The sequence below is a fragment of the Amycolatopsis pretoriensis genome (assembly GCF_900107925.1).
In the GTDB taxonomy this organism is placed as follows: domain Bacteria; phylum Actinomycetota; class Actinomycetes; order Mycobacteriales; family Pseudonocardiaceae; genus Amycolatopsis; species Amycolatopsis pretoriensis.
In genome coordinates, this window is the sequence record NZ_FNUJ01000002.1 from 291,295 (window position 1) to 314,812 (window position 23,518).

21 protein-coding genes are annotated in these 23,518 nt (G+C 72.9%); 5 read left to right on the top strand and 16 right to left on the bottom strand.

The window, feature by feature from the left end:
* Positions 1-59 precede the first annotated feature (59 nt).
* A complete protein-coding gene (locus BLV96_RS08285; RefSeq protein WP_244180099.1) occupies positions 60-1,028 on the top strand; it encodes an ArsR/SmtB family transcription factor in 969 nt (322 codons plus the stop codon).
* Here the strand turns inward: BLV96_RS08285 and BLV96_RS08290 are convergent.
* Genes BLV96_RS08290 through BLV96_RS08340 form a run of 11 tightly spaced genes read right to left on the bottom strand, consistent with a single transcriptional unit; the run spans position 1,025 to position 13,595 of the window.
* Positions 1,025-2,251 (bottom strand): hypothetical protein, encoded by a 1,227-nt coding sequence (locus tag BLV96_RS08290; protein WP_086675436.1) that lies wholly within the window; start codon positions 2,249-2,251, stop codon positions 1,025-1,027. The genes BLV96_RS08285 and BLV96_RS08290 overlap by 4 nt on opposite strands.
* Positions 2,252-2,299: 48 nt before the next feature.
* Positions 2,300-3,115 (bottom strand): HpcH/HpaI aldolase/citrate lyase family protein, encoded by an 816-nt coding sequence (locus tag BLV96_RS08295; protein WP_086675437.1) that lies wholly within the window; start codon positions 3,113-3,115, stop codon positions 2,300-2,302.
* Positions 3,112-4,320: a CaiB/BaiF CoA transferase family protein gene (locus BLV96_RS08300; RefSeq protein WP_086675438.1), complete on the bottom strand. Its 1,209-nt coding sequence runs from the start codon at positions 4,318-4,320 to the stop codon at positions 3,112-3,114. The genes BLV96_RS08295 and BLV96_RS08300 overlap by 4 nt, the downstream gene beginning before the upstream one ends.
* Positions 4,317-6,158 (bottom strand): formylglycine-generating enzyme family protein, encoded by a 1,842-nt coding sequence (locus BLV96_RS08305; protein ID WP_086675439.1) that lies wholly within the window; start codon positions 6,156-6,158, stop codon positions 4,317-4,319. Before BLV96_RS08305 ends, BLV96_RS08300 begins: the two co-directional genes overlap by 4 nt.
* Entirely contained in the window at positions 6,155-7,057 is a 903-nt protein-coding gene (locus tag BLV96_RS08310; RefSeq protein ID WP_086675440.1) for a ribokinase, read from the bottom strand. Before BLV96_RS08310 ends, BLV96_RS08305 begins: the two co-directional genes overlap by 4 nt.
* The gene (locus BLV96_RS08315) at positions 7,054-8,346 is read right to left on the bottom strand and encodes an ADP-ribosylglycohydrolase family protein (protein WP_086675441.1); all 1,293 of its coding nucleotides are present in this window, start codon (positions 8,344-8,346) and stop codon (positions 7,054-7,056) included. The genes BLV96_RS08310 and BLV96_RS08315 overlap by 4 nt, the downstream gene beginning before the upstream one ends.
* Entirely contained in the window at positions 8,343-9,497 is a 1,155-nt protein-coding gene (locus tag BLV96_RS08320) for an ADP-ribosylglycohydrolase family protein (protein WP_086675442.1), read from the bottom strand. The genes BLV96_RS08315 and BLV96_RS08320 overlap by 4 nt, the downstream gene beginning before the upstream one ends.
* A 13-nt stretch (positions 9,498-9,510) precedes the next feature.
* Entirely contained in the window at positions 9,511-10,791 is a 1,281-nt protein-coding gene (locus tag BLV96_RS08325; protein WP_208608174.1) for an ABC transporter substrate-binding protein, read from the bottom strand.
* A gap of 31 nt (positions 10,792-10,822) precedes the next feature.
* Entirely contained in the window at positions 10,823-11,650 is an 828-nt protein-coding gene (locus tag BLV96_RS08330) for a carbohydrate ABC transporter permease (protein WP_086675444.1), read from the bottom strand.
* On the bottom strand, positions 11,650-12,594 hold the full coding sequence (locus BLV96_RS08335; protein WP_086675445.1) for a carbohydrate ABC transporter permease: 945 nt from the start codon (positions 12,592-12,594) through the stop codon (positions 11,650-11,652). Before BLV96_RS08335 ends, BLV96_RS08330 begins: the two co-directional genes overlap by 1 nt.
* The gene (locus BLV96_RS08340; protein ID WP_086675446.1) at positions 12,591-13,595 is read right to left on the bottom strand and encodes a LacI family DNA-binding transcriptional regulator; all 1,005 of its coding nucleotides are present in this window, start codon (positions 13,593-13,595) and stop codon (positions 12,591-12,593) included. The genes BLV96_RS08335 and BLV96_RS08340 overlap by 4 nt, the downstream gene beginning before the upstream one ends.
* A 396-nt stretch (positions 13,596-13,991) precedes the next feature.
* Between BLV96_RS08340 and BLV96_RS08345 the strand changes: the two genes are divergently transcribed.
* The gene (locus BLV96_RS08345) at positions 13,992-14,840 is read left to right on the top strand and encodes an alpha/beta hydrolase (RefSeq protein WP_086675447.1); all 849 of its coding nucleotides are present in this window, start codon (positions 13,992-13,994) and stop codon (positions 14,838-14,840) included.
* Here the strand turns inward: BLV96_RS08345 and BLV96_RS08350 are convergent.
* The 5 genes from BLV96_RS08350 to BLV96_RS08370 form a co-directional block, all read right to left on the bottom strand.
* Positions 14,837-15,646, bottom strand: coding sequence for a hypothetical protein (locus BLV96_RS08350; RefSeq protein WP_425266171.1), 810 nt, complete (start codon positions 15,644-15,646; stop codon positions 14,837-14,839). The two genes, BLV96_RS08345 and BLV96_RS08350, sit on opposite strands and share 4 nt — an antisense overlap.
* Positions 15,647-15,827: 181 nt before the next feature.
* Positions 15,828-18,059, bottom strand: a complete 2,232-nt coding sequence (locus BLV96_RS08355) for an FtsX-like permease family protein (RefSeq protein WP_091388940.1) — start codon at positions 18,057-18,059, stop codon at positions 15,828-15,830.
* Positions 18,060-18,348: 289 nt separating this feature from the next.
* Positions 18,349-19,029: an ABC transporter ATP-binding protein gene (locus tag BLV96_RS08360; RefSeq protein ID WP_086674653.1), complete on the bottom strand. Its 681-nt coding sequence runs from the start codon at positions 19,027-19,029 to the stop codon at positions 18,349-18,351.
* Positions 19,026-19,547: a PadR family transcriptional regulator gene (locus BLV96_RS08365; RefSeq protein WP_086674652.1), complete on the bottom strand. Its 522-nt coding sequence runs from the start codon at positions 19,545-19,547 to the stop codon at positions 19,026-19,028. Before BLV96_RS08365 ends, BLV96_RS08360 begins: the two co-directional genes overlap by 4 nt.
* Positions 19,548-19,590: 43 nt before the next feature.
* Entirely contained in the window at positions 19,591-20,430 is an 840-nt protein-coding gene (locus tag BLV96_RS08370; protein WP_086674651.1) for an NmrA family NAD(P)-binding protein, read from the bottom strand.
* 80 nt (positions 20,431-20,510) lie between these two features.
* On the opposite strand from BLV96_RS08370, the gene BLV96_RS08375 reads away from it, so the two are divergent.
* The 3 genes from BLV96_RS08375 to BLV96_RS50530 all read left to right on the top strand — a co-directional run bounded on the left by BLV96_RS08375 (position 20,511) and on the right by BLV96_RS50530 (position 23,517).
* Positions 20,511-21,134, top strand: coding sequence for a TetR/AcrR family transcriptional regulator (locus BLV96_RS08375; RefSeq protein WP_086674650.1), 624 nt, complete (start codon positions 20,511-20,513; stop codon positions 21,132-21,134).
* A 92-nt stretch (positions 21,135-21,226) separates the two neighbouring features.
* Positions 21,227-22,081, top strand: a complete 855-nt coding sequence (locus BLV96_RS50525) for a PQQ-dependent sugar dehydrogenase (protein WP_279627528.1) — start codon at positions 21,227-21,229, stop codon at positions 22,079-22,081.
* Positions 21,979-23,517, top strand: a complete 1,539-nt coding sequence (locus BLV96_RS50530; protein ID WP_279627529.1) for a PQQ-dependent sugar dehydrogenase — start codon at positions 21,979-21,981, stop codon at positions 23,515-23,517. The genes BLV96_RS50525 and BLV96_RS50530 overlap by 103 nt, the downstream gene beginning before the upstream one ends.
* Position 23,518: the final 1 nt, after the last annotated feature.

Genomic DNA, 23,518 nt, shown 5'->3' on the forward strand with positions numbered 1-23,518 from the left:
TCCTGCTGGCCCCGGCGCGGACCGGACAGCATTTAGCGCCATGCTACATACTCGGCGGCATGGCCCTGACGATCGACCTCGGCGTCGCGGAGCTGGCGGCGACGCGCGTCGCGATCTCCCCGCTGTCGGAGACCGTCGAGTGCCTGCGGCAGCTCGGAGGCCGCGAACGGCAGCCGAGCGCGCTGCCGTGGCTGCGGTGGGCGGAGGAGGAGCTCGCCCGCGTACCACTGGCACTGCCGTGGACGTGGCCGCTGATCGTGAGCGACCGGCCGAACTGGCCGGAGTTCCTGGTGCCCGCGCCCCGCGGCTCAGGTCCGTCCATAGAGGACGATCTGGCGGCGCTCCGGCGGACCACCGCGCGGCAGGTCCGGCGCAGTCTCGGCCGGGTCTTCGGCGCGGAACCGAGCGGGACGACCGCCGAGCTCCCCGCGCGGCCGGCGGCGGGGCTGAAGGCGATCGCCGGCGAACTGCGCGAGGCGCACGAGCGCCTGATCGCCCCGCACTGGCCGCGGATCCGGGCCGTCCTCGACGCCGACGTCGCCCACCGCGCCCGGGCGCTCGCCACGGGCGGCGCCGCGAAGCTGTTCGACGGCCTGCACCCGGACCTGCGCTGGCGCGACGGCGAGCTGCTGCTGACCGGCGACCGCCCGGTGAACCGCGGTCCCGGCGGGCTGGTCCTCATCCCCGTCGTGCTCGGCCCGCCGCACGTGATGGTCAAGCGGAACACGTCCACGCAGACGACGGTCCGCTACCCCGCCCGCGGCCGCGGTGCCCTGTGGACGGCGGGGACGCGGCCCCCGCCGGGCGGCACCGTCCGGCTGCTCGGCCGGGCCCGGGCCGGGCTCCTCGAAGCCCTGCGCTCCCCCGCCACGACGACCGAGCTGGCCCGCGCGCTGGGCGTGACGCCCAGCGCGGTGTCGCAGCACTTGGCCGTGCTGCGCGAAAACGGCCTGGTGGAGCGGGAACGCTCCGGGCGCCGGGTGCTGTACCTGACCACGGCGCTCGGAACGTCCCTCCTCGACGACTAACCCAGCGAAGTCAGCGGCACCGCGAACACCGACCGGCCGCAGACCTGGTTCTGCGCCTTGCAGTCCGCGGTCGACCACTCCGACTGCGACCACACCAGCCCCGTCGCCCAGTCGTAGGTGAGCGCCTCCGGGTGGACCGCCCAGCAGGCGGCCGTCGAGCCGCAGGTCGCCGACGTGCTCGCGGCCGTCGTCTGGGCCCAGAGCTGGCCGTTGATCGTCGCCGAGCTGTGGGCCACGTACCACTTGCCGTCGTGGGACAGCACGCCCTGCATGTTGCCGACGTAGCTGCGGAACGCCTCGGACGCGGTCCCGGTCAGCAGGTAGTCCGAGCCCATCGGGAAGCGGTAGAGGCGGCCGTGGAGGCTCTGGTCGGAGAAGTACTCCGTCGTCACGATCGACGCCGGGGTCGTGCTGCGGTCCAGCGACAGCGACGAGAAGCACGGCACCCCCGTGTCGGAGGCCATGCTGCACGTGCCGCCGGCGTAGGTGTAGTAGCCGACCTGCATCATCGCGTACTTGTACGTGTACGCCGCATACCCGCCCGAGGTCTTGCCGATCGCGTTGGACGTCGTGTCGGTCAGCTGCAGGATGTGCTTGGTGCTGAACACCCGGATCGCGGTGGACGTGTTGCCCTCGGCCGTGACGTAGATCTTGTCGCCGTACCAGGCCATCCCGCCCATGTGCGCCTGCGCGGCGGAGAAGCTGCTGCCGGTGCTGTTCGGCACGGCGAGGTACATCATCCGGTGCGCGGCCGAAGAGGGGTCGTTGTAGTTGATCGCCTGGATCCGCGCGTCGTTGTAGCGGCCCAGTGCGTCGGTGCCGTGCCAGCCGGACAGGATGATCTTGTCCGCGCCCCACCTGCCGTCGTCGTCGGCGTCCCCGGAGGTCGTGATGCCCTGCGGGACCCAGCTCGTGCTGCCCGCGCGTTCGGCGTCCCAGCACAGCGATTTCGTGGCCACCGGCGCCTTGGGCAGCGCGGCCTTCTCGGCGGTGGTGCAGCCGGTCATCGCGTAGCTCGGGTCGTTGACGACGGTGTTGAGGCTGACGTTCGGCAGCGCGTTGTCCAGCGCCGTGAGCGCGGCGGCCGGCGTCGCGTGCCAGACGAGGTTCTGCTTGGTCGTCGTGGTCAGCGGGTCGCTGTAGGCGGCGCTCGCCGTCCCGGGCAGCGCCAGCGCGCCGGCCGCCACGGCCAGCGCGAGGAGGAGGGCTTTTCGGATTCGCATGGGCGCCAGTGCGCCAGACGCGGGTCCAAAATTCGTACAACGCCCGTACTAGTCGGCCAGGGAAAGGACCGTCCGTGCCTGCTCCACCATGGCGACGTCGAGGAAGGTGCCGTCGGGCAACGCGATCGCGCCGACGCCGGCCGCCGTCGCGCCGGCCACCCGCTCGATGACCTCGCGCGCCCGCGAAACCTCCTGCGGCGTCGGCAGGAACGCGGCCCGGATCGTGGCGAGCTGGGCCGGGTGGATCGCGGTGCGGCCGCGGAAGCCGAGCGCGCGGCCGGCCCGGCACGACGCCGCGAGGCCGTCGAGGTCGCGGACGTTCGGGTACGCGGACATCGCGGGCGGCGCGAGCCGGGCCGCCCGCGCCGCGACGATCACGCGGCTGCGCGCCCACGTCAGCCCGGCGTCGTCGGCCACCCCGAGGTCCGAACGCAGGTCGGCCTCGCCGAGCCCGATCGACGCGATCCGCGGCGACGCCGTCGCGATCGCCAGGGCCCGTTCGACGCCGAGGGCGGACTCGATCAGCGGGTGCAGGGCCCGGCCCGGCAGCACGGCCTCGACCGCCAGGACCTCTTCGGGTGTCTCGACCTTCGGCAGCCGCACGCCGGCCGGCAGCGGCAGGCGCGCGACCGCCGCGAGGTCGGCGTCGTGCCACGGCGTGCTCGGGTGGTTGACGCGGACCTGCACCGGCCGCGTCACGTCGGCCAGCAGCTTCACGACGTTGTCCCGGGCCTCGTCCTTGCGGGCCGGGGCGACGGCGTCTTCGAGGTCGACGAGCACGACGTCGGCCGCCGAGGCGAGGGCCTTGGCGACCCGGTCCGGACGGTCGGCCGGGGTGTAGAGGTACGTCAGCGCCGGGCTCACACCGCACCCCGCTCGCGCAGTTCGGCGACCCGCTCGGCGGAGAACCCCAGCTCGGTCAGGACGGCGTCGGTGTCCGCGCCGTGCGGACGGCCGGTGAAGCCGATGACGCCGTCGTGACCGGACAGCCGGAACAGCGGCCCCTGCATCAGCATCGGGCCGAGGTCGGCGTCCTCGATCTCGTGGATCGTGCCGAGCGCCCGGAACTGCGGGTCTTCGACGATGTCGGCGGCGTCGTAGATCGGCGCGACCGCCGCCTGCGCCTCTTCGAACGCGGCCACGACGTCGTCGCGCGTGCGTTGACCGATCCACTTGCCGACGGCTTCGTCGAGCTCGTCGGCGTGCCGGGCCCGCTCGGCACCGCTGGCGAACCACGGCTCGTCGGCCAGGTCCGGGCGGCCGACCATCCGGACCACGCGCTCGGCGATCGACTGGGCCGAAGTGGACACCGCGACCCACTGGCCGTCGGCGGTCCGGTAGGTGTTGCGCGGCGCGTTGTTGATCGACCGGTTGCCGGTGCGCGGCTGGACGGTGCGCAGCTGGTCCCAGCGTGTGATCTGCGGGCCGAGCATGGCCAGCATCGGCTCGATGATCGCGGTGTCGACGACCTGGCCGCGCCCGGTGTTCGCGCGCGCGGCGAGCGCGACCATGATCGCGTACGCGGTGGCCAGCGACGCGATGCCGTCGGCGAGCCCGAACGGCGGCAGCGTCGGCGGCCCGTCCGGTTCCCCGGTGGTCGCCGCGAAGCCGCTCATCGCCTCGGCGAGCGTGCCGAAGCCGGGCCGCGAGCGGTAGGGGCCGAGCTGTCCGAAGCCGGTGACGCGGGCGAGGACGAGTTTCGGGTTCCAGCTCGCCAGTTCGTCGTAGCCGAGCCCCCAGCGTTCGAGGGTGCCCGGGCGGAAGTTCTCGATCACGACGTCGGCCGTGGTGGCGAGCGCGAGGAACACCTCGCGGCCGCCTTCGCTGCCGAGGTCGGCGGTGATCGTGCGCTTGTTGCGGCCCAGCGTCTTCCACCACAGGTTGACGCCGTCCTTCGCGGCGCCGTGGGTGCGCGACGGGTCGGGTTTGCGCGGGTGCTCGACCTTGATCACGTCGGCGCCCATGTCACCCAGGTGCATCGCGGCCATCGGGCCGGCGAAGAGCGTGGACGCGTCGACCACGCGCAGCCCGGCCAGCGCCCCGGCGGCGGGGTCCCGCGAGACGGTCACGACGGCACCTCCCACGCGCAGCGGAAGCCGACCGTCGCGCTGCGCGCGAGACCCAGGCCGGGCAGGAGGAGCTTCACGGTGTAGTCCGGGTCCTTGACCCCGCCTTCGACGTACCACTCGGAGCCTTCGGCGCGGTAGTCGCTGCCACCCTTGAGCATCACGAACCGCGTGCGGCCGTCGGAGTGTTCGCTCTCGGTCCAGTTCCACACGGCCGGGGTGCCGCGGCGGAGCCGGTCGCCCGCCAGCTGCCATTCGTCCTCGGTGGGCAGGCGGCCGCCGCGCCAGGCGCAGTACGCGCGGGCGTCGTCGAGGTCGACGTGGGTGACGGGCTCGTCCGGGGCGCCCTGCGGCGTCCAGTCGTGGCCGGTGGCGGCCGCGAACTCCGCGAACTGCGCGTTGGTCACTTCGGTGGCCGCCACCGCCACCGCGGTGGTCAGTTCGCCTTCGCGTTGCAGGGTGCGGGCGTCGTGCAGGCGCGGCGGAAGCGGTTTCCATTCGTCCACATAGGGCGCCCCCTGGTACATGCCGGTCTCGCGGGCGCGGTACCGGACGGTCAGCACATACGGTCCCTTGGGGACGGTCACGGCGTCATCGTCGGGCTCACCTGTTGTCCTTTGTGTACTCACTCGCCGCGCGATCCGGTGCGGGAACCGGGCATCCGGGTCGTGGGGCAACGGCGGGAGGTCCGGCAGCCACCCCTCGACGGCGGCGCCGATGCCGCGAGCCGGTACTCCGCCGAAGAGGTCCGTGCCGGGCAGCGGGCCGTGGTAGTCGGTGTCGCCGCGGTTGACGAGTGTCCACAGTGTCCGGCCGGCCAGCTCCCACTTGGACGCGTAGACACCGGCGGCCTCGTCCGGGAGCTCGGTGAGGGGCGTCCATTCGCCGTCGAGGAGCAGGTCTTTCGCCGCCCGCTGGAGCGTGACCATCCGGCGGACGGTCGCGGCGTCGCGCGGCGACCAGCCGACCCACACGCCGAAGACGACCTCCCAGACCATGACGCCGACGCCGTTCAGCCACGCGGACTGGAGTTCTTCGCTGTGGTCGCGGTGCCAGCGGCGGACGTGGTGCTGCATGTGCCGGCGCTCGTACCAGTGGGCGCGCAGGACGCCGGGCACGGGCGAGTCGGCGAAGAACTGGGCCCACGACGCCGGGTGGTCCTCGATGCGCTCGACCGGGAGCTTGGACTCGCCTTCGAGGACGATGCCGGGCCGGGCGGCTTCCAGGCGGTCGACGAAGTCCGGCTCGGCTTTCTTGAGCGTGTCGAGGAAGACGCCGTCCGCCTTCAGGTCCTTGACGAGGGCGGCCAGCTCGGTCAGGTCGTCGCCGCCGCGGCGGGTGCCGACGTCCCAGGGGTTGTAGTCGACGAAGACGTGCAGGCCCGCGTCGTGCAGGGTTTCGACGAGGTCGGTGAGCCCGGGGACGTCGCGGTAGAAGTCCCACTGGTTGCGGTCGTCGAGGCCGATGACCGGGTAGGCGTGCCAGAGCACGACGGCGTCGAGGCCGCCGAAGCGCTCGCGGGCGTCGGCGAGGAAGCGGTCCGGGGTGAACGCGCGGTCTTCGAAGGAGTAGAGGAGTTCGTCCCAGAGCCAGACCTGGGCGACGGCGTAGCAGGTCGCGGCCCAAGTCGATTGAGGACGGTCGTACGCCGCGCCGGTGTAGCCGTGGCGGCGTCGGGCATCCTCGCGCCACTCACGGAGTTTCGCACGCCACGCCGGACGGTCCGACGGGTCGGCGGGGGCGGCGAAGATCTTCGCGTCGTCGAGGTCGGCGAGCGGGCCGCGGACCTCGGTGGGCCGGTCGATCGGGCGCGGGACGAGCGGGTCGAACTGGTAGGTCATGACGTCCTCCCGGCGACCTCGGCGGCGGTGGGCACGGCGGCTTGGGCGCCGGGTTTCGTGACGGCGAGCGCGCCGGCGACCGTCGCCCTCGTCGCGGCCGCGGGAAGGTCTTCGCCCTGTGCGAGCGCGGCCGCGAGGACGCCGCAGAAGGTGTCGCCGGCCCCGGTGGTGTCGACGACGTCGACGCGGATGCCGGGGATCCGCACGGGTTCGCGGTCGCGGCGGAGCACCACGCAGCCTTCGCCGCCGAGGGTGACGACGACCGCGGGCACGCGCGCGAGCAGCTTTTCGGGTTCGCCGGCGAGATCGGCGGCCTCGTGTTCGTTGACGACGAGCAGGTCGAGGACCTCCCAGAGCGATCCGGGTAGCTCGCGGGCCGGTGCGGCGTTGAGGATCATGGTGGCCTCGGGCCGCTTGGCCGCGGCGGCGGCCGCGACGACGTCGAGAGGGATTTCGAGCTGGGCGAGCACGACATCGGCTTCGGCGATGCGGTCGGCTTGCGCCGGGCCGATCTTGACGTGGTCGTTCGCCCCGGGCGCGACGACGATGGCGTTCTCCCCGTCGGGAGCGACGGTGATGAAGGCGGTCCCGGTGGGCGCTTCGGCCCGTTCGACGAGGTCGGTCCGGACGCCGGCGCCGCCGAGGGAGACGAGGAGGAGATCGGCGCCTTCGTCCTCGCCGAGGGCGCCGACGAAGGTGGTGTCGGCACCGCCGGCCAAGGCGGCGGCGACGGCTTGGTTGGCGCCTTTGCCGCCGGGGCTACGGCGGAGATGGTGGCCGAGGATGGTTTCCCCGGCTTTGGGCGGCCTCGGGACATCGACGGCGAGGTCGACGTTGGCCGAGCCGACGACCACGACGCGCCCGGAGGCGGTGGGGTCGGGTACTGGGCGGCCGGTCATCGTCCACCCTCCGCCAGCGCCGCCGTGCGGGCCGCCAGCTCCGCGATCCGCCTCTCCCCGCCCGGCAGCGAGGTCGCGATCCGCCCGTCCAGGGGCTTGGCCCAGTACTCGTCCACGCCACCCAACGCGCCGACCACTCCGCCGACCGTCGCGGCCGCGGAGTCCGTGTCCCACCCCGCCGTCACCGCGATCGAGATACTCCGCCCGAAATCTCCCGCGCCCGCCGCGAGCGCGTACGCGATCACCGCCGCGTTGTTCAGCACGTGCACCCAATGCAGGTGCCCATAGGCCTCGTGCACCCGGTCGAGTCCACTCGCGACATCCCCCGACGAAGCCACCGAGCGTCCGAAATGGACCGCCTTCGCCAAGTCACAGCCGGCCGGGAGCACCGTCGAAGCCGCGTCGAGCACCTCGTCCACCGTGTCGCACACCATCGCCGCCGACGCCAGCGCCGCCGCCCACATCGCGCCGTACACGCCGTTGCGCGTGTGGCTCAGCCGCGCGTCCGTCCACGCCAGCCGGGCCGCCGAAACCACGTCGCCCGGGGACACCCAGCCGAACACGTCCGCCCGGATCAACGCGCCGATCCACTCGCGGAACGGGTTGTGGTGGGTCGCCGTGCCGGGACGCGCGTCCAGGAGGTTGCGGTACGCCGCGCGCTCCGCCGTGAACACCCGTCCGGCCGGCAGGTTGTCCAGCCACAGCTGACCGACGTCCTCCGTCGTGAACGCCCGGCCGTGCGCCTCCAGCAACGACAACGCCAGCATGGGGTAGTTGAGGTCGTCGTCCTCGGGCATCCCGTCGATGTTCTCTTCCAGCGACGTCGGCGCCGACCGGCGGTTCCACGGCCACCGCGCGGCGACGTCGGCCGGCAGCCCGGCCGCGGTGAACCACCGGTCGAGCGGCCACCGCCCGGTCGCCCGCAGGATCTCCTCGATGCCCTCGCGCGGGATCTTCTCCACGGGCTTGCCGAGCAGGCATCCGGCAGCCCGGCCGGTCCACGCGTCCAGCTCACGCCCCCGCGACCCGCGCGGCAGCGACGCCGCCGCGGGCAGCTCCAGCGCGTCCCACGAGGGATCGGCGGGAGGCGCGCCCAGCGAGTCCAGCAGTTCCCGCGCGAGAGAACGCAGTGCGGGCATGGCGGGACCCGCGCCGCTCACCGCCGGCACCGGCGAGCCGCCCGCCGCGATCCACCGCTCCCGCACCGCCGTGACGTCCGTGCCTTCGGCGGCGGACTGCACCAGCTCGTGCGGCAGCAGGTCCTCCGGCTGGGCCCAGGTCAGCCTCACGCCGTCGCCTCCAGGAACTCGGCCCGCGCCGCGGCCCGCTCCCGGTCGGCCTTCAGGATGTCCGCGGCCGCCGAGGCCAGCAGGTGCCCGGTCTCCCGCAGGTCCATCCGGCTGGCGTCGCCGATCTCGTCGACCCACTCGGCCGGCACGACCGCCGTCCCGCCGAGGCCGGCGCACACCGCGCCCGCCATCACGGCGATCGAGTCCGCGTCCCGGCCGTAGTTGACGGCGGCGAGCACCGCGCCCCGGAAGTCGCCCCGGTGCGCGAGCACGAACGCCAGCGCGGCCGGCAGCTCCTCGATGGACTTGGTCCGCGACGGGCGCCGCGCGTCCATCGACATCTCCCGGTAGTGCGGCCCGACCGAGTCGAACGGCGCGACGGTCTCGCGGACGAGAGCCGCCAACGCGCGTTCTTCCCCGTCGGTGGCCGGGGGAACGGACCGGCCACCGAACGTTTCCACGACCGCGCGCAGGGCTGCCGCGGTCCCGTCGTGGGCCACGTCCAGCGCGGCCCGGACGACGTCGTCGAGCGACGCGCCCGGGGCGACACTGGCCGCCACCATCGCGGCGAGCACGCCCGCCGCCTCCCGGCCGTAGCTGGACTGGTGCGCGCCGGTGAGGTCGATCGCCTCGGCGTAGGCCGCCCGCGGGTCGCCCGCGTTGACGACGCCCACCGGGGCGACGTACATCGCCGCGCCGCAGTTGACCACGTTGCCCACGCCGGCTTCGCGCGGATCGACGTGTCCATAGTGGAGTCTCGCGACGATCCACTTCTCGGCCAGGAAGACCCGCTGCAGCAGCAACGCGGTCGACTCCAGCTCCGGCACCCAGCGCGGCTCGCCGATCATCAGCGGCACCAGGTCCTCGGCCATCGCGTACGCGTCGAGGTGCGCGCGGCGCTTCGCGTACACCTCGACGAGCGCCCGCGTCATGAGCGTGTCGTCGGTGATGTGCCCGTCGCCCTTGTGGTACGGCGCGATCGGCCGCGCGGTCCGCCAGTCCGGGTACCACGGCCCGACGACACCGGTCACCCGGCCGCCGTGGCGCTCTTCGATCTGCTCCGGGGTCCACCCTTCGGTGGCGCCGCCGAGGGCGTCCCCGACGGCCGCACCGGTGATCACCGCGACGGCCCGGTCTTGAAGCCAGGTCACCAATCCGCTCCTGTCACTTGCTGACGCTCTTCCAGCCGTCCTCGAGCTGCTTCGCGAGGCCGCCGGCGTCGATCTTCTGCCCGAGGAACTGCTGGTACGCCGGGGTCGCGACGGTGTCCTTCCACTGCGCGTACTTGCCGGCGAACAGGTAGGGGGCCGAGGTCAGGTACTCCCCCGACGCGAGGATTTCCCGCCAGCCGTTCTTCCCGCCGAGCTTGGTGGTCAGCGCCTGCCGCGCGGACGTCGTCGGCGGGATCAGCGCGTCGGCCTCGTTGATCGCCGCGAGGTTTTCGGTGCTGGTGAAGAAGTCGACGAACTCGGCTGCCTCCTTGACGTGGCCCGAATCCTTGTTGACCGACAGCGTCTGCGGGTTGGCGGCCTGCGCCGGCCCGGCCGAGCCGGCCAGCGGCGGCAGCACGACCCAGTCGAAGCCCTTCGGCGCGTCCTTCGCGATGTTGGCGGCCTGGTACGAACCCTGCACGGTCATCGCGATCTGTCCCGCGTAGAACGGCGCGAGCGCCTTGGTGCCGGACTGGGTCAGCGTGACCGGGAGGATCGAGTGGTCCTGGTGCGCCATCGCGTCGACGAGCTGCGGCAGCGCCTGCTCGCCCGGGCCGACGCTGAGCTGCGCCTTGTCCCCGGTGCCTTCGAAGTACTTGCCGCCGAAGCCGGGGGCCAGCGCGACGAACGCCGCCGTCGGGCTCGACAGGCCCCAGCCGAGGCCGAACTTGCCGTCCTTCGTGGTCGCCTTCGCGATGTCGCGCAGCTGGTCCCAGGACATCGTGGCACCGGTCGGGATCGTGACGCCGGCCTGCTGCAGCTGAGTCTTGTTCGCGAAGACCACATAGGACTGCAGCTCGGTGGGGACGGCGATCACCTTGCCGTCGACCGTCACCGAGTCCAGGACGCCCTTCGGGATGTCCGCGCGCTTGGCCTCCGGCAGGTACTGCGAGAGGTCCGCGAGGTAGCCGTCGGTGGCGAAGGGCGCGATGCCGGCGGCTTCGTAGTGCACGATGTCCGGCGCGCTGCCCGCGTTGAACTGGGTGATCAGCTTGTCGTAGACGCCGTCCCAGCCCGCCTGGACGATCTTGACCTGCGTGTCCGGGTGGGCCTTGTTCCAGTCGCCGACGATCTTCTGCGTCGCGGCGATGGCGGCGGGCTGGTCCGAAAGGGACTGGAAGGTCAGGGTGACGGGCCCGTTCCCGCCGTCCCCGCTTCCGCCGCTCCCGCACGCGGTGAGCAGCAGGCCGGCCACCGTCAGTGCGGCGGCGGCGATCATGCGTCGTGTCTTCATCGACCGACCTTTCGAGTGTTCCTTGGTGGGTTCATCCCTTCACCGCCCCGGCCATCAGGCCGCTGGTGAGCTTCCGGCGCAGGATGCCGAAGAAGACGATGCTGGGGATGGCGGCGAGCACGGCGCCCGCGGCGAGCGGGCCGAGGGCGACCTTGCCCTCGCCGCCGACGAACATGTTGAGCGTGATGGGCAGGGTGTAGTTCTCCGGTGACTGCAACAGCACCAGCGCGAAGAAGAATTCGTTCCACGACGAGACGAAGCTGAACATCGCGGTCGCGACGACGCCGGGAGCGAGCAGCGGGAAGACGATCGAGCGCAGCACTGTCAGCCGGCTCGCGCCGTCCATCGCCCCGGCTTCCTCGAGCTCCACCGGGATCGCGGAGACGTAACCCTGCAGCATCCACAGGGCGAACGGCAGCATGTACGTCGTGTGCACGAGCGTCAGGCCGACGAGGTTGTCGGCCAAGCCGAGCGTCCGCAGGATCAGGAACAGCGGCAGGATGATCAGCACGACCGGGAACACCTGGCTGACCAGGATCCAGCCGACGCCGGCGGCGCGCACCTTCCCCTTGAGCCGCGCGAGGACGTAGGCCGCGGGCACGGCGACCACGACCGACAGCGCGGTCGAGGCGAGCGCGACGATCAGGCTGTTGGCCGCGGACCGGACCAGGCCCTGCTTGTTCAGCGCCTCGGTGTAGTTGTCCCAGTGCCACTCGCTCGGCAGCAGGCTGACCGTCAGCGAATTCAGCTCGCCCGACGACTTGACCGACGCGGAAATCAGCCACAGCAACGGAAAGCCGAGGAACAGGATGTAGAGCGCGAGGGCCACGTACTGGGCCGGGCGCACGAGAACCCGCATCAGCGCCCCTTCCCGGCGGTGCGGTCGTCGCGGAACTGCGACCGCAGGTAGACGGCGAGGATGAGCACGACCACGACGACGAGCACCAGGCCCATCGCGGCGGCGTAGCCGATCTCGCGGTTCTTGAAGGCTTCGAGGTAGATGAACAGCACCGGCACCATCGTCTTGCCGCCCGGTCCGCCCGCGGTGAGCACGTAGACCAGCGAGAACGAGTTGAAGTTCCAGATGAAGTTCAGCGACGTGATCGACGTGACGATCGGGCGCAGGCTCGGCCAGGTGACCGCGGTGAACCGCCGCCACGCGCCGGCACCGTCCACAGAGGCCGCTTCGTGCAGTTCGGCCGGGATCTGCTGCAGGCCGGCCAGGAGTGTCACGGTCGTCTGCGGCATGCCGACCCAGACGCCGACGACGATCACCGCGGGCAGCGCGACCGAGAAGTCGCCGAGCCAGTTGATGTCGTCGGGCAGGCCGACGCTGCCGAGGAAGGCGTTGAGCGGGCCGCCGTTGGCGGAGTAGATCATCTGCCACATGATCGCCACGACGACCGGCGGCATCGCCCACGGCACGAGCGCGAGCACCCGCGTCAAACCCTGCAGCCGCAGACCGGAGTTGAGCAGCAGCGCGAGGCCCATCGCGGCGGCCAGCTGCAGCAGCGTCACGCCGACGGTCCAGATCATGCCGATCCGCAGCGAATCCCAGAACAGGTCGTTGCCGACGAGCTTGGTGAAGTTGTCGACGCCGGCGAAGCCGTAGTCCGGGTGCCGCACGAGCCGCGCGTCGGTGAAGGCGAGGAAGATCCCGACGACCAGCGGGGCGACGCTGAGCACGAGGATCGGGATCAGCGACGGCAACACGAGCGCGATCGCTTCTCGCCGCCGCGTGCGGGCCAGCACGGGCTTCTTCTTCCCGGCCGGGGGCGCCGGGCGGGTCAGGGTCGCCGTCACGGCGCACCTCCGGTCGACTCGCGCACCATCAGCTCCGGGCCGACGGCGATCTGCTGCGCGGCGTCGTCCGGGTCGTCGGCGAGCCGGAGCATGATCCGGGCCGCGGCGCGCCCGCGTTCGGTCGAGCCGAGGGACACGCTGGTCAGGCTGGGCTGGAAGACCCGGCCGAGCTCGGTGTCGTCCATGCCGGTGATCGCAACGTCGCCGGGCACCGACAGGCCCTGTTCCCGCACGGCCCGGATGGCCCCGATGGCGAGCAGGTCGTTGGCGGCGACGAGCGCGTCGAGCCGGCCGCGGGCGAGCAGTTCGCGCGCGGCGTCGAGCCCGGCGGTGACGGTGAAGTCGGCGGCGACCTCCTGGTCGGTCCGCTCGAAGGCGATGGTTTCGGTGGCGGCGTCGAACCCGCGCTGGCGGGCGGCGCCGGGCGTGGTGTCGAGCGGCCCGTTGAGGAACCCGACCCGCCGTCGGCCGAGGTCGTGCAGGTGGCGGACGGCCGCGCCGATCCCGCCGGCGGAGTCCGTGGAGACGGAGCTGATGCCCCGGTCGTCCAGCGCCCGCCCGATGACGACAACGGGGACGGGGGCCTGCTGGATCTCTTCGATGAGCCGGTCGTCGGTGCGCAGCGGGCTGACGATCATGCCGTCGACGAAGCCGCTGTTGAGGCTGCGGACGAGCTCGGTGGTCGAGGTGGCGGTGTCCCCGGTGGACATGACGACGACCCGGTACCCGTGCGGCGCGAGGACTTCGTGGATGGCCCGCATCATTTCGACGTAGACGGGGTTCCCGATGTCGGCGACGGCAAAGGCGACCTGAAAGGTCTTCTTGAGCCGCAGCGACCGCCCGATGGCATCGACGCTGTAGCCGAGCGCGACGGCGGCAGCGCGAACGCGCTCGACCATGGCCGGACTGGCACCAGTGCCGTGCAGGGCGCGCGAGGTCGAGGCCAGGGAGACCCCGGCCCGCTCGGCGACCTGGAGCAGCGTGGCCCGTGTTGACGTCATCGGCTACCTCGGGGTGCGGTTTTGGAAACGTTTCCAGGTGCGGAAGACGGTGTTGGAAACGTTTCCAATCGGATTAATCCTGATACTGACACCGGGTCGACGCACGTGTCAACACGGCACGGAGAGCGCGCGGGTGATTACGCGGGACGGCCAGGGCGGCGGAAGCGTGGCACGGCCAGTCAACCGGCGCGGCCGAGCAGCAGCGCGGGGTGCACGACGCCGGACGGCCGGATACGTGGCAAGCCGGAGCGGCAGCGCGGGACGGGGTGCCCGGCTCGCGCGCGAAGTCGGCCTCCGGGAGGTTGCGCCGGCCGCTCCCCGGAGTCGTTCGCGGCGCCCTCTCCCGCATCCTGATACGGCTGGCCGCGATGACCGGTATGCCCCGATAGTGGTCGGGTGCTCACTTCCCGTGCCCCGCTCACCCTGCCCCGGGCCGAACGGAGCGAGACGCGAGTGTCCTATCGGGATGCGCTCGTGGCTCCCCTGCCCGGGTACCGGCCGCTGCTGCTGGACCTCGTCGTCCCGGCCGGGGGCGGGATTCACCCGGTCGTCGTCTACCTCTACGGCGGCGCGCCGGCGGCCGGGTCGCACAAGCACAGCCGGCTGGGCGATCGCGTCACGGACCGGTTGGTGGCGGCCGGGTTCGGCGTCGCGCGGGCTCAGTACCGGCACGGGCGGGAGGCCCCCTTCCCCGCTCAGGTTCACGACGTCAAAGCCGCGGTCCGCTGGGTTCGCCACCACGCCGCCGAACTGGAACTCGACGCCGGCCGCGTTGCGGCGTGGGGACATTCGGCGGGTGCCTACCTCGCCGCCATGCTCGCGGTGACCGCCGACGATCCCGGCTTCGAAGGAGACCTGGGCATCACCGGCCCGTCGAGCCGCGTCGGCGCGGCGATCGCGTGGAGCCCGCCGACGGACTTCACGCGCATCCCGCCCCCGGCGGCGGGCTCACTGCTGCACAGCAGCGGTCACGACCCCCACGACTGGCTCCCCGGCCCGACTGCGAGCCCGCTGCTGCACGCGTCGGCGACCGCGGCGCCGCTGTTGCTGGCCCACGGCACCGACGACGCCGGGATCCCGATCGCCCACAGCGAAGCACTGGTCGCCGCCTACTGGCGCGCCGGCGCCGACGCCGACTTGATCCGCCTGGACGGCGCGGGCCACTTCTACGGCGAGCGAAAGCTCGAGCAGGTGACCGACGCGGGAATCGCGTTCCTGCGCAACCACCTGAGCGGTTCCGGCTAGCCGACGACGTCGATCTCGAACGCCTCCGCGGCGCTGTACTCGAGGTCGGCCCACACCGCGCCCGGCAGGGCGAAGCGGCGGTGGGACGTCAGCCGGTCGTCGTAGTTCGGGTCGGTCTTCGGGTTGTGGCCCACTCCCGTCTTGTCGGAGCCCCACGCGAAGATGTTGCCGACCCACATCGGCTTCGACACGCCGTCCCGGTTGATCCGGGGGCGGACGACGATGGCGGCGCCGGCGCTGCCGGACAGGTTGAGCCGCACGGTGTTCTGCCCGGCGTTGGGCGGGGTGACGGTGATGCGTTCCATGAGCTCCACTTCCGGTTCGGTGGTCAGCGACGCCGGCGAGTCCACGCCGGGCCAGTAGTCCGCGACGACGGAGACGTCGATGCCGGGCGCGACGTCGAGCAGGTACTGCGCGGCGATCGCGCCGGCGGGGATTTCGGCTTTGCCGGTGGCGGTGGCGATCCAGTACAGCGGCGGCTCGACGCCCTGGTTCGCGAACGCCGCCTTGACCTTCGGCCAGGTCGACCGGTTGCAGTAGATGACCGGGTGCGCGAACCCGGACTTGCGCCGCATCCGGGCCCAGCCCGGCGCCTCGGCGGGCGTGGCGTCGCCCGGCTCGACGTCGAGGACGTGCCCGTCGTTGGTCGACGCCTTCTTGACGATCCGCACCTTCAGCGCGTCCGGGAACATGTCCCAGTCCGCGGCGCTCCACGGCGCGAGCTTGATCCGGTCGATGTACCCGGCCACGAGCGCGGGCCGCCGGTCCTTCTTCAAGATGTTTCGCGCGGTGACCGCGTCGTACATTATACGCATCGGATCGCCTCGGAATCGTGGATCGGCGAATATCGGCGTATTCAGGATGACGGAAAACGGAAAACGGCGCCAGGGCGAATGGGGCGCCTTTTCGGGCAGGATCTGCTTGCCCGAAAAGGCTTTTTGGCCGGGCGGCCGATCCGGAAACAACCGGACCGGCCATCCTGTCCGCTCATTCCTCCCGCAGATTCTCCAGGCTCGTCGTGCGCCACAACGCGGGCAGTGTCAGCGCGGTTACGAGCAGTACCGCCGCAATAGCCGTCGCCGTCAGAATCGCGATGGCCGGCCCGTCGACGACCATCGGCCGGTGCACCACGAGGGCCAAAACCAGCCAGTCGAGGGCGAGCCCGACCGGCACGGCGACGGCCACCGCGACCGCCACCGGGATCGCCAGCTGCCACACCAGCGACCGCGCCAGCACCCCGCGTCCGACACCGTTCGCCATCAGCGCGGCGAGGCTGCGGCGCCGTTCGCGCAGCTGTTCCCACGCGGCGACGAGCAGGCTGCCCGCGACGAACAGCAGCACCAGCACCGAGCCGACCGACAACGCGCGGGTGATGAGCGCGTACGTGCCGTCGTGCTCGGTGCCGAGCGAGTACACGGTTCCGTTCCAGCCCACCGTGTTGCGGACGCGCTCGACCAGGTCCGGGTCGGCGGTGGGGACGTCCGCGTCCACGGCCAGCCCGACACCGGTCGCGGTCGCCAGGGCGGCCGGGGTGACGAGCAGCGCCGCCGTCTCGCCGTCGGCCCCGGCGGTGCGGTGGAGCGCCGGGACCGTCCACTGTGGAACTTTCCGCGGATCCGCGCCGGCCCGGAAGAACCACACGCGCTCGCCGGCCGCGGGTTGGTAGTGCCCGGCCCCGGTGGCGTAGACGTCGCCGTCGCGGCAGTCTGCGAGCCCGGCCCGGGTACGCAGGTCCGCGCACGTCCCGACGGCGATCGAGGCCCGCTCCCCCGCGGCGTTTTCGATCAGGCCGCGAGCGCGCAACGGCGCGTCGCGCTGCCCCGGCAGCGCGCGGAAGGCGGCGGTGAACGCCTGGGCGTCGGCGTAGCTGGTGGCGGAGTAGTTCGCGAGCACCTTGACCTCTTGCGGCGCGGGCCGGTCGCTCTCGGTGCGTGCGTAGACCCCTTGCAGCGCAATGGATCCGGCCAGCACGACGGCGACGCCGCTGACCAGGCGAGCGGCGGTCGCGCTGTCCAGCTGGAGCCGGCGGACGGCCAGCAGCCAGGCCGGCGACCCGCCGCGCAGCAGGCCGGCGACCCGCTCGACGATCCACGGCAGCACGAGCGGCACGGCGGAGAGGATGAGGACGATGCCCGCGATGACGCCGGGGCTTTCGGCGCCGTCGGCATCCGTGAACAGCAGCGCCCAGCCGGCGGCCGCGGGCAGGAGGCGCCACCAGAGCCGGCGCCGGACCCGCGTCCCGCGCCGGACGACGCCGAGTGGCTCGATGACGACCATCCGCAGCGCGAACACCGCCGCCGCGCAGGCGAGCACCGGCAGCACCAGCAGGGCCGGGACGCCGAGCCGCCAGTCGGGGACGACGTCGGTGCCGAAGAGACCGCCGCGGAAGGCGGTCACGGTGATCCGCGGGACGAGCACGCGAACGAGCTGGAACAGCGCCAGCCCGGCGAGCAGGCCGGCGAACGAGCCGAGCAGGGCCTCGCCGGCCGCGATCCGGTGCACCTGCCCGCGGTCGGCGCCGATCAGGCGCAGCGCGGCGAGCCGCCGGTCCCGGGCCGCCGCGGCGAGCCGGGTGCTGGTGACGACGAAGACGAACACCGGGACGAGGCAGGTGGTCGCGCCGACCACGACGAGCAGCAGTTCGAGCGAGGTGAGGGCACGCCGGTGCGGCTCCGCGCCGAACCGGCTCACCGGCTCGGCGTCGGGCAGCTGGGCGACGGTGGCCGAGCCGACGTAGAAGTAGAGCTCGTGCGGGCCGGTCAGCCCGGCGTCGCCGATGGTGCCGACGACGTGCTGGGGGAACCGCGGGCGCAGCAGTTCGCCTTCCGGCGACCGCAGGAGGTCCACCAGCGCCGGGGACAGGACGGCTTCCCCGGGACCGGGCAGCCGGTCGACGCCGGGCGCGGCGGGCTGGTGCGGTCCGGTGGGCTGCACCAGGTAGCCGCTCAGGCCGCGGCCGCGGTATTCGTCGGCGCGGCCGAGGGTGTAGACGGGGTCGACGCCGGGAGAGGTGGCGGCGAGGTCGAGCGCGCGGCCGGCGGCCCGGTCGTCCCGGGCGGCGATGAGGTGGGGGACGGAGGTGGCGGTGAGCAGGACGACCACGCCGAAGCCGACCCCGGCGGCGGTGAGGACGAGGCGCACGAGGGCGGTGCGCGCACCACCGCCGCCGAGGGCGAGGCGCATGCCGAGGAGGAGATCGGCGGTCCAGCGGCGGATCACCGGGCCACCGCCAAGGGGCTGCCGCCGCACGCGGCCGCGCGGCGTTCGGGCGAGGCCACGGCGACCGCCGGACCTGGTACCCGGGCCTGGTCGCCACACGAGGCGATCTTGCGAGCCGCAAGGCGCGAGTTCATCCGGCCGGCACGAGCAGCGGTCTCGCGATCGGAGCGCGGGGCGGACCCGGGCACGCGACGGGCCACGACGGTTGCCGGGCCTCGCCGCGGAGACCGACCGCCGCCGGACTTTCGCGACGCCAGCCCCGCGCCCCGCCCGGCGCTCAGCGATCCCGTCACCGGATCACCTCCAGCTCGCGGGTCCGCCCGTCGCGGACCACGACCTCGCGATCCGAGTACGCCGCCACACGGGGTTCGTGCGTCACCAGGACCACTGCCGTCCCGCGCTCTCGGGCCACCGTTGTCAGCAGCTGCATCACCTGCTCGCCGTTCAGCGAATCGAGCGCGCCCGTCGGCTCGTCGGCGAACACCACCCGGGGGCTCGTCACCAGCGCCCGGGCCACCGCGACCCGCTGGCCCTGCCCGCCCGACACCTCGCCCGGGCGGCGCCCGGCGATGTCGGCCAGCCCCAGCTCCGCCAGCATCTCCCGCGCCCGCTTGGCGGACGCCCGGCCGCGCTCGCCGTTCAAGCGCAGGGGCAGTGCCACGTTCTCCAGGCACGTCAGCTCCGGAACGAGCTGGCCGAACTGGAACACGAAGCCGAAGTCGGTGCGGCGCAACGCCGATCGCGCGCGGTCCGTCAGCACCGCGAGGTCCTCGCCCTGGTAGCGGACCGTGCCGTCGTCCGGCCGGACGATTCCGGCCAGGCAGTGCAGCAGCGTCGACTTGCCCGCCCCCGACGGGCCCATCAGCGCCACGACCTCGCCCGCGCACACCCGCAGGCTCGCCGCCGTCAACGCGTCCGTGGGCCCGTACGCCTTCCGGACGCCGGCCGCCTCCAGCAGCACGGTGCTCACGCGATCTCCTCCGCCAGCCGGTCGAGCCGGGCCGTGGTCAGCTCCAGCCAGCGGAGGTCGGCCTCCAGGTGGAACAGCGCGTGGTCGCAGACCAGCTGGTCGACGAGGTCGCCGCCGGTCTTGCGACGGGTCAGCTCGCGCATCGCGTCGAGGTGGGCCGTGCGCTGGACGTCGAGGACGTCGGCGGCCGGCCGCCCGGACAGCAGCGCGAGCACCACCTTCGTGTAGAGCGTGTTCTGCAGGTACGCCTCGGGTTTCTCCGGGGTCGCCAGCCACGTGCCGACGTCGGCGACCCCGGCCTCGGTGATCGCGTACCGCTTCCGCTCCGGCCCGCCGCCCGCCTCGGTGCCGTCGGCCTCCACGAGCCCCTGCTTCAGCAGCCGGGCCAGGGTCGAATAGACCTGGCCGTAGTGGACGCGCCGGTCGTGGCCGAACCGGTCGTCGTAGGCGCGCTTCAGGTCGTAGCCGTGGCGCGGCCCGTTCTCCAGCAACCCGAGCAGGGTGTGTCCGATCGACATGTACCGAACTGTACACGAGGTGTATAGCCGGAGTGCATAGTGCTCACCCGATCAGGGTGCGCAGCGGCGTCACGGGCCGTCCGAGCAGGTCTTCGAGGTCCGGAGAAGTGACAGCGAACTCGCCCCGGCGGGCGGCGCGGAACATGCCGAGCAGCAGCGTGGCCCGGTCCGCCGGGACGCCGTGCGCGACCAGGCCGGCCACCCACTCCTCGTCCTCGGCGACCACCCGGCGGATCGTGCGCCCGGTGACCTCGCCCAGCAGGTCCGCGACGTCGGCGAGGTCGTGCGCGACCGGCGCGGTCAACGGCGGCGTCGGGCCGTCGAACCGGCCCTCGTCCGCCAGGATGACCGCCGCGACCTCCGCGAGATCGGCGTGCGCGGTCCACGACACGGGCCCGTCCGCGGGCGCGACCAGCTCCCCGGTTTCCCGCGCCCGGCCGATCAGCAGCGGAACGGTGCTCGCGTAGAAACCGTTGCGCAGCGCGGTGTACACCCCCGCGGCCAGGTGCCGCTCGGTCGCCGCGTGGTCGGGCATCGGCGCGAACAGCGAGTCTTCGGCCGCCGCTTGGTGACTCGTGTAGAGGACGCGCTTGGCACCCGCGTCCCGCGCGGCGTCGATCGCCGCGGCATGACGGCGAACGGCCGTCTCCCCCGTTTCGTCCGTCGAGACGACGAGGACCTGCGAAGCGCCTTCGAACGCGTGAGCCAGCGACTCCGGATCGGCGAAGTCGCCGCGCCGGACCCGCACGCCGCGTTCGGCGAGGCCGGCGGCCCGGCCGGGCTCTCGCACGCTGACGCCGACTTGGTCGGCCGGCACGCGCCGAAGCAGTTCCTCGACGACCTGCGAGCCCAGCTTGCCGGTTCCCCCGGTGATCACGATCATGGTCAGCTCCTCGAGTTGGTTACCGATGATACTAACCACGTTAGTACCACTGATAGCAAGTGTGAGTTACCATCGAAACCATGACGAAAGACCGGAGTGAGACGCGGATCCACCTCCTCGAGACCGCCGCGCGGCTCCTGCACGACAAAGGCGCGGCCGCGCTCACCATCCGCGCGGTCGCCCAGGCCGCCGGCCTGCAGGCCCCCGCGCTCTACCGGTTCTTCGAGGACAAGGACGCGCTGCTCGACGCCGTCGCCGAGCACGTCTTCGCCGCCTACGTCAGCACGAAGACCGCCGACGAGGACGGCGACCCGGTCGACGACCTCCGGGCGGGCTGGCTCGCGCACATCGGCTTCGGCCTGGCCAATCCGGCCCTGTTCGGCCTGCTCGTGACGCCGGGCCGGACGTCCCCGGCGGCCGAGGCCGGCCTCGCGGTCCTGCGTGCCCGGGTGCACCGGGTCGCGGAGACCGGCCGGCTCCGCGTCCCCGAAGCCCTCGCGGTCGAGCTGATCCACGCCGCGGGCACCGGCGCCGTGCTCACCCTGCTCACGCGGCCTGCCGACGGCCTCGCCGACGCCCTGTACGAGGCCGTCGCGGCCCGGATCCTGACCGACGCGCCGGCCCCGTCCGCCGGCCCGCCGGAGCTGCCGATGCTCACCGGCGCCGAGCGCGCACTGCTCCGGGAGTGGCTCGACCGCGGCTGAGCGGTTCGTGTGCATTTTCCGTCTCGATGTAACAACTATCGGACTTCCGGCGCCATAGGGGACGGTCCGGTCCCCGCGCACCAGGAGTCCGCATGATGCCTTTCCCGTTCCCCCGAAGATCGCGCCGCACGCTGGCCGCGGCGGTCGTCGTGCCGGTCACCGCGGCGTTGGCGGTGGCCCTCGCGCCACCCGCCGCCGCCGTTCCCACCGGCTTCGCCGACACCGTCGCGATCGGCGGCCTGACCTCGCCGACCGCCGCGGCGTTCGCGCCCGACGGCCGGGTGTTCGTGGCCGAGAAGAGCGGCCTGGTCAAGGTCTTCGACTCCCTCGCCGACCCGACGGCGACGGTGTTCGCCGACCTGCGGACGCCGACCCAGGACTTCTGGGATCGCGGCCTGCTCGGCCTCGCCGTCGACCCCGCGTTCCCCGCGCGGCCGTACGTCTACGTCTCCTACACGCTCGACGCCGCACCCGGCGGCACTGCGCCGCGGTGGGGCGACACGTGCCCGACCCCGCCGGGCGCGACCGACCAGGGCTGCGTCGTCACCGGCCGGGTCTCCCGGCTCACCATGGGCCCGGACGGCACCGCCGCCAACGAGAAACCCCTGGTCACCGGCTGGTGCCAGCAGTTCCCGAGCCACTCGGTGGGCGCGCTGGCCTTCGGGCCGGACGGCGCGCTGTACGCGGGCGGCGGCGACGGCGCCAGCTTCAACTACGCCGACTACGGCCAGACCGGCAACCCCTGCGCCGACCCGCCGTCCCCCGCCGGGACGAACCTCGCCCCGCCCAACGCCGAGGGCGGCGCGCTGCGGTCGCAGTCCCCCGCCGCGCGGCCGGGCAGCCCGTGCTCCTCAACGGCACGCTGCTGCGCATCGACCCCGACACCGGCGACGGCCTGCCCGGCAACCCCTTCGCGAGCAGCTCCGACGCCAACGCCCGCCGCGTGATCGCCTACGGCGCCCGCAACCAGTTCCGGTTCGGGTTCCGGCCGGGGACCGGCGAGCTGTGGGCCGGCGACGTCGGCTGGAACACCTGGGAGGAGATCAACCGCGTCCCGAACGCCGGGGACGCGGTGGCCGAGAACTTCGGCTGGCCGTGCTTCGAAGGCACCGCGCGCCAAGCCGGCTACGACGGCGCCAACCTGGACCGCTGCGAATCCCTGTACACCGCCGGCGGGCAGACCGCGCCGTTCTACGCCTACAACCACAACGCCAAGGTCGTCGCGGGCGACCCGTGCCCGACCGGCGGCTCGTCGATCAGCGGGATCGCCTTCGAGTCGGGCAGCAACTACCCCGCCGCGTACGCCGGCGCGCTGTTCTTCGCCGACTCGTCGCGCGGGTGCATCTGGGCGATGCAGACGGCGAACGGCCAGCCCAGCCCGAGCCGCCTGGTGCCGTTCGTGACCGGCGCGAGCACGCCGGTGCAGGTGCTCACCGGACCCGGCGGCGACCTCTTCTACGTCGCGCTGGGCAGCGGCGAGCTGCGGCGCGTGACCTACCCGGGCGGCACCAACCGGCCGCCGGTCGCCGCGGCCACGGCGACGCCGTCGAGCGGTCCGGCCCCGCTGACCGTGCACTTCGACGGCACCGGATCCACCGATCCGGACGCCGGGGACGTGCTGTCCTACGCCTGGGACCTCGACGCCGACGGCGCGTACGACGACTCCTCGGCCGCCCAGCCCACGTGGACCTACACCGCGGCGGCCGCGGTCGACGCCGGGCTGCGGGTGACCGACTCCCACGGCGCGACCGCGACCACGACGGTCCGCGTGACCGTCGGGACCCCGGCCGGGCTCGACCCGGTCCCGGTCATCGACACGCCCGCCGCGGCGCTGACCTGGTCGGTGGGCCAGACCATCGCGTTCTCCGGCCGCGCGATCGACGCCCAGGACGGCGACCTGCCGCCTTCGGCGCTGTCGTGGCGGCTCGCGATCCGACACTGCGCGGCCAACGGCACCTGCCACACGCACAACGTCCAGGACTTCCCGGGCGTCGCGGCGGGCACGTTCGTCGCCCCGGACCACGAGTACCCGTCGTACCTGCAGCTCACGGTGACGGCGACGGACTCGACGGGCCGCACCGGGTCCAAGACGATCGACCTGCAGCCGAAGACGGTCACGCTGAACTTCACGTCCAGCCCCAACCAGGCGCTGCTGACGGTGGGCGGGACGCAGCAGCGGACACCGTTCTCCCGGACGGTGATCGCCGGTTCGACGAATTCGATCAGCGCGGACAGCCCGCAGAACCTGCCGCCGCTCAACCTCAAGTACGCCTTCTCGAGCTGGGCGCACGGCGGGGCGCGGACGCAGAACATCGTCGCGCCGTCGACTTCCGCGACCTACCAGGCGAAGTACCGGCTCTGCTGGCTGCTGCAGCCCTGCTGAG

Excerpts from the sequence above, each read along its gene's own strand:
- BLV96_RS08290 (WP_086675436.1), bottom strand. The coding sequence starts at position 2,251 with ATGCGAATCCGAAAAGCCCTCCTCCTCGCGCTGGCCGTGGCGGCCGGC.
- BLV96_RS50525 (WP_279627528.1), top strand. The coding sequence starts at position 21,227 with ATGATGCCTTTCCCGTTCCCCCGAAGATCGCGCCGCACGCTGGCCGCG.
- BLV96_RS08340 (WP_086675446.1), bottom strand. The coding sequence starts at position 13,595 with ATGACGTCAACACGGGCCACGCTGCTCCAGGTCGCCGAGCGGGCCGGG.
- BLV96_RS08305 (WP_086675439.1), bottom strand. The coding sequence starts at position 6,158 with ATGACCTACCAGTTCGACCCGCTCGTCCCGCGCCCGATCGACCGGCCC.
- BLV96_RS08330 (WP_086675444.1), bottom strand. The coding sequence starts at position 11,650 with ATGCGGGTTCTCGTGCGCCCGGCCCAGTACGTGGCCCTCGCGCTCTAC.
- BLV96_RS08365 (WP_086674652.1), bottom strand. The coding sequence starts at position 19,547 with ATGTCGATCGGACACACCCTGCTCGGGTTGCTGGAGAACGGGCCGCGC.
- BLV96_RS08370 (WP_086674651.1), bottom strand. The coding sequence starts at position 20,430 with ATGATCGTGATCACCGGGGGAACCGGCAAGCTGGGCTCGCAGGTCGTC.
- BLV96_RS08285 (WP_244180099.1), top strand. The coding sequence starts at position 60 with ATGGCCCTGACGATCGACCTCGGCGTCGCGGAGCTGGCGGCGACGCGC.
- BLV96_RS08310 (WP_086675440.1), bottom strand. The coding sequence starts at position 7,057 with ATGACCGGCCGCCCAGTACCCGACCCCACCGCCTCCGGGCGCGTCGTG.
- BLV96_RS08350 (WP_425266171.1), bottom strand. The coding sequence starts at position 15,646 with ATGTACGACGCGGTCACCGCGCGAAACATCTTGAAGAAGGACCGGCGG.
- BLV96_RS08375 (WP_086674650.1), top strand. The coding sequence starts at position 20,511 with ATGACGAAAGACCGGAGTGAGACGCGGATCCACCTCCTCGAGACCGCC.
- BLV96_RS08325 (WP_208608174.1), bottom strand. The coding sequence starts at position 10,791 with ATGAAGACACGACGCATGATCGCCGCCGCCGCACTGACGGTGGCCGGC.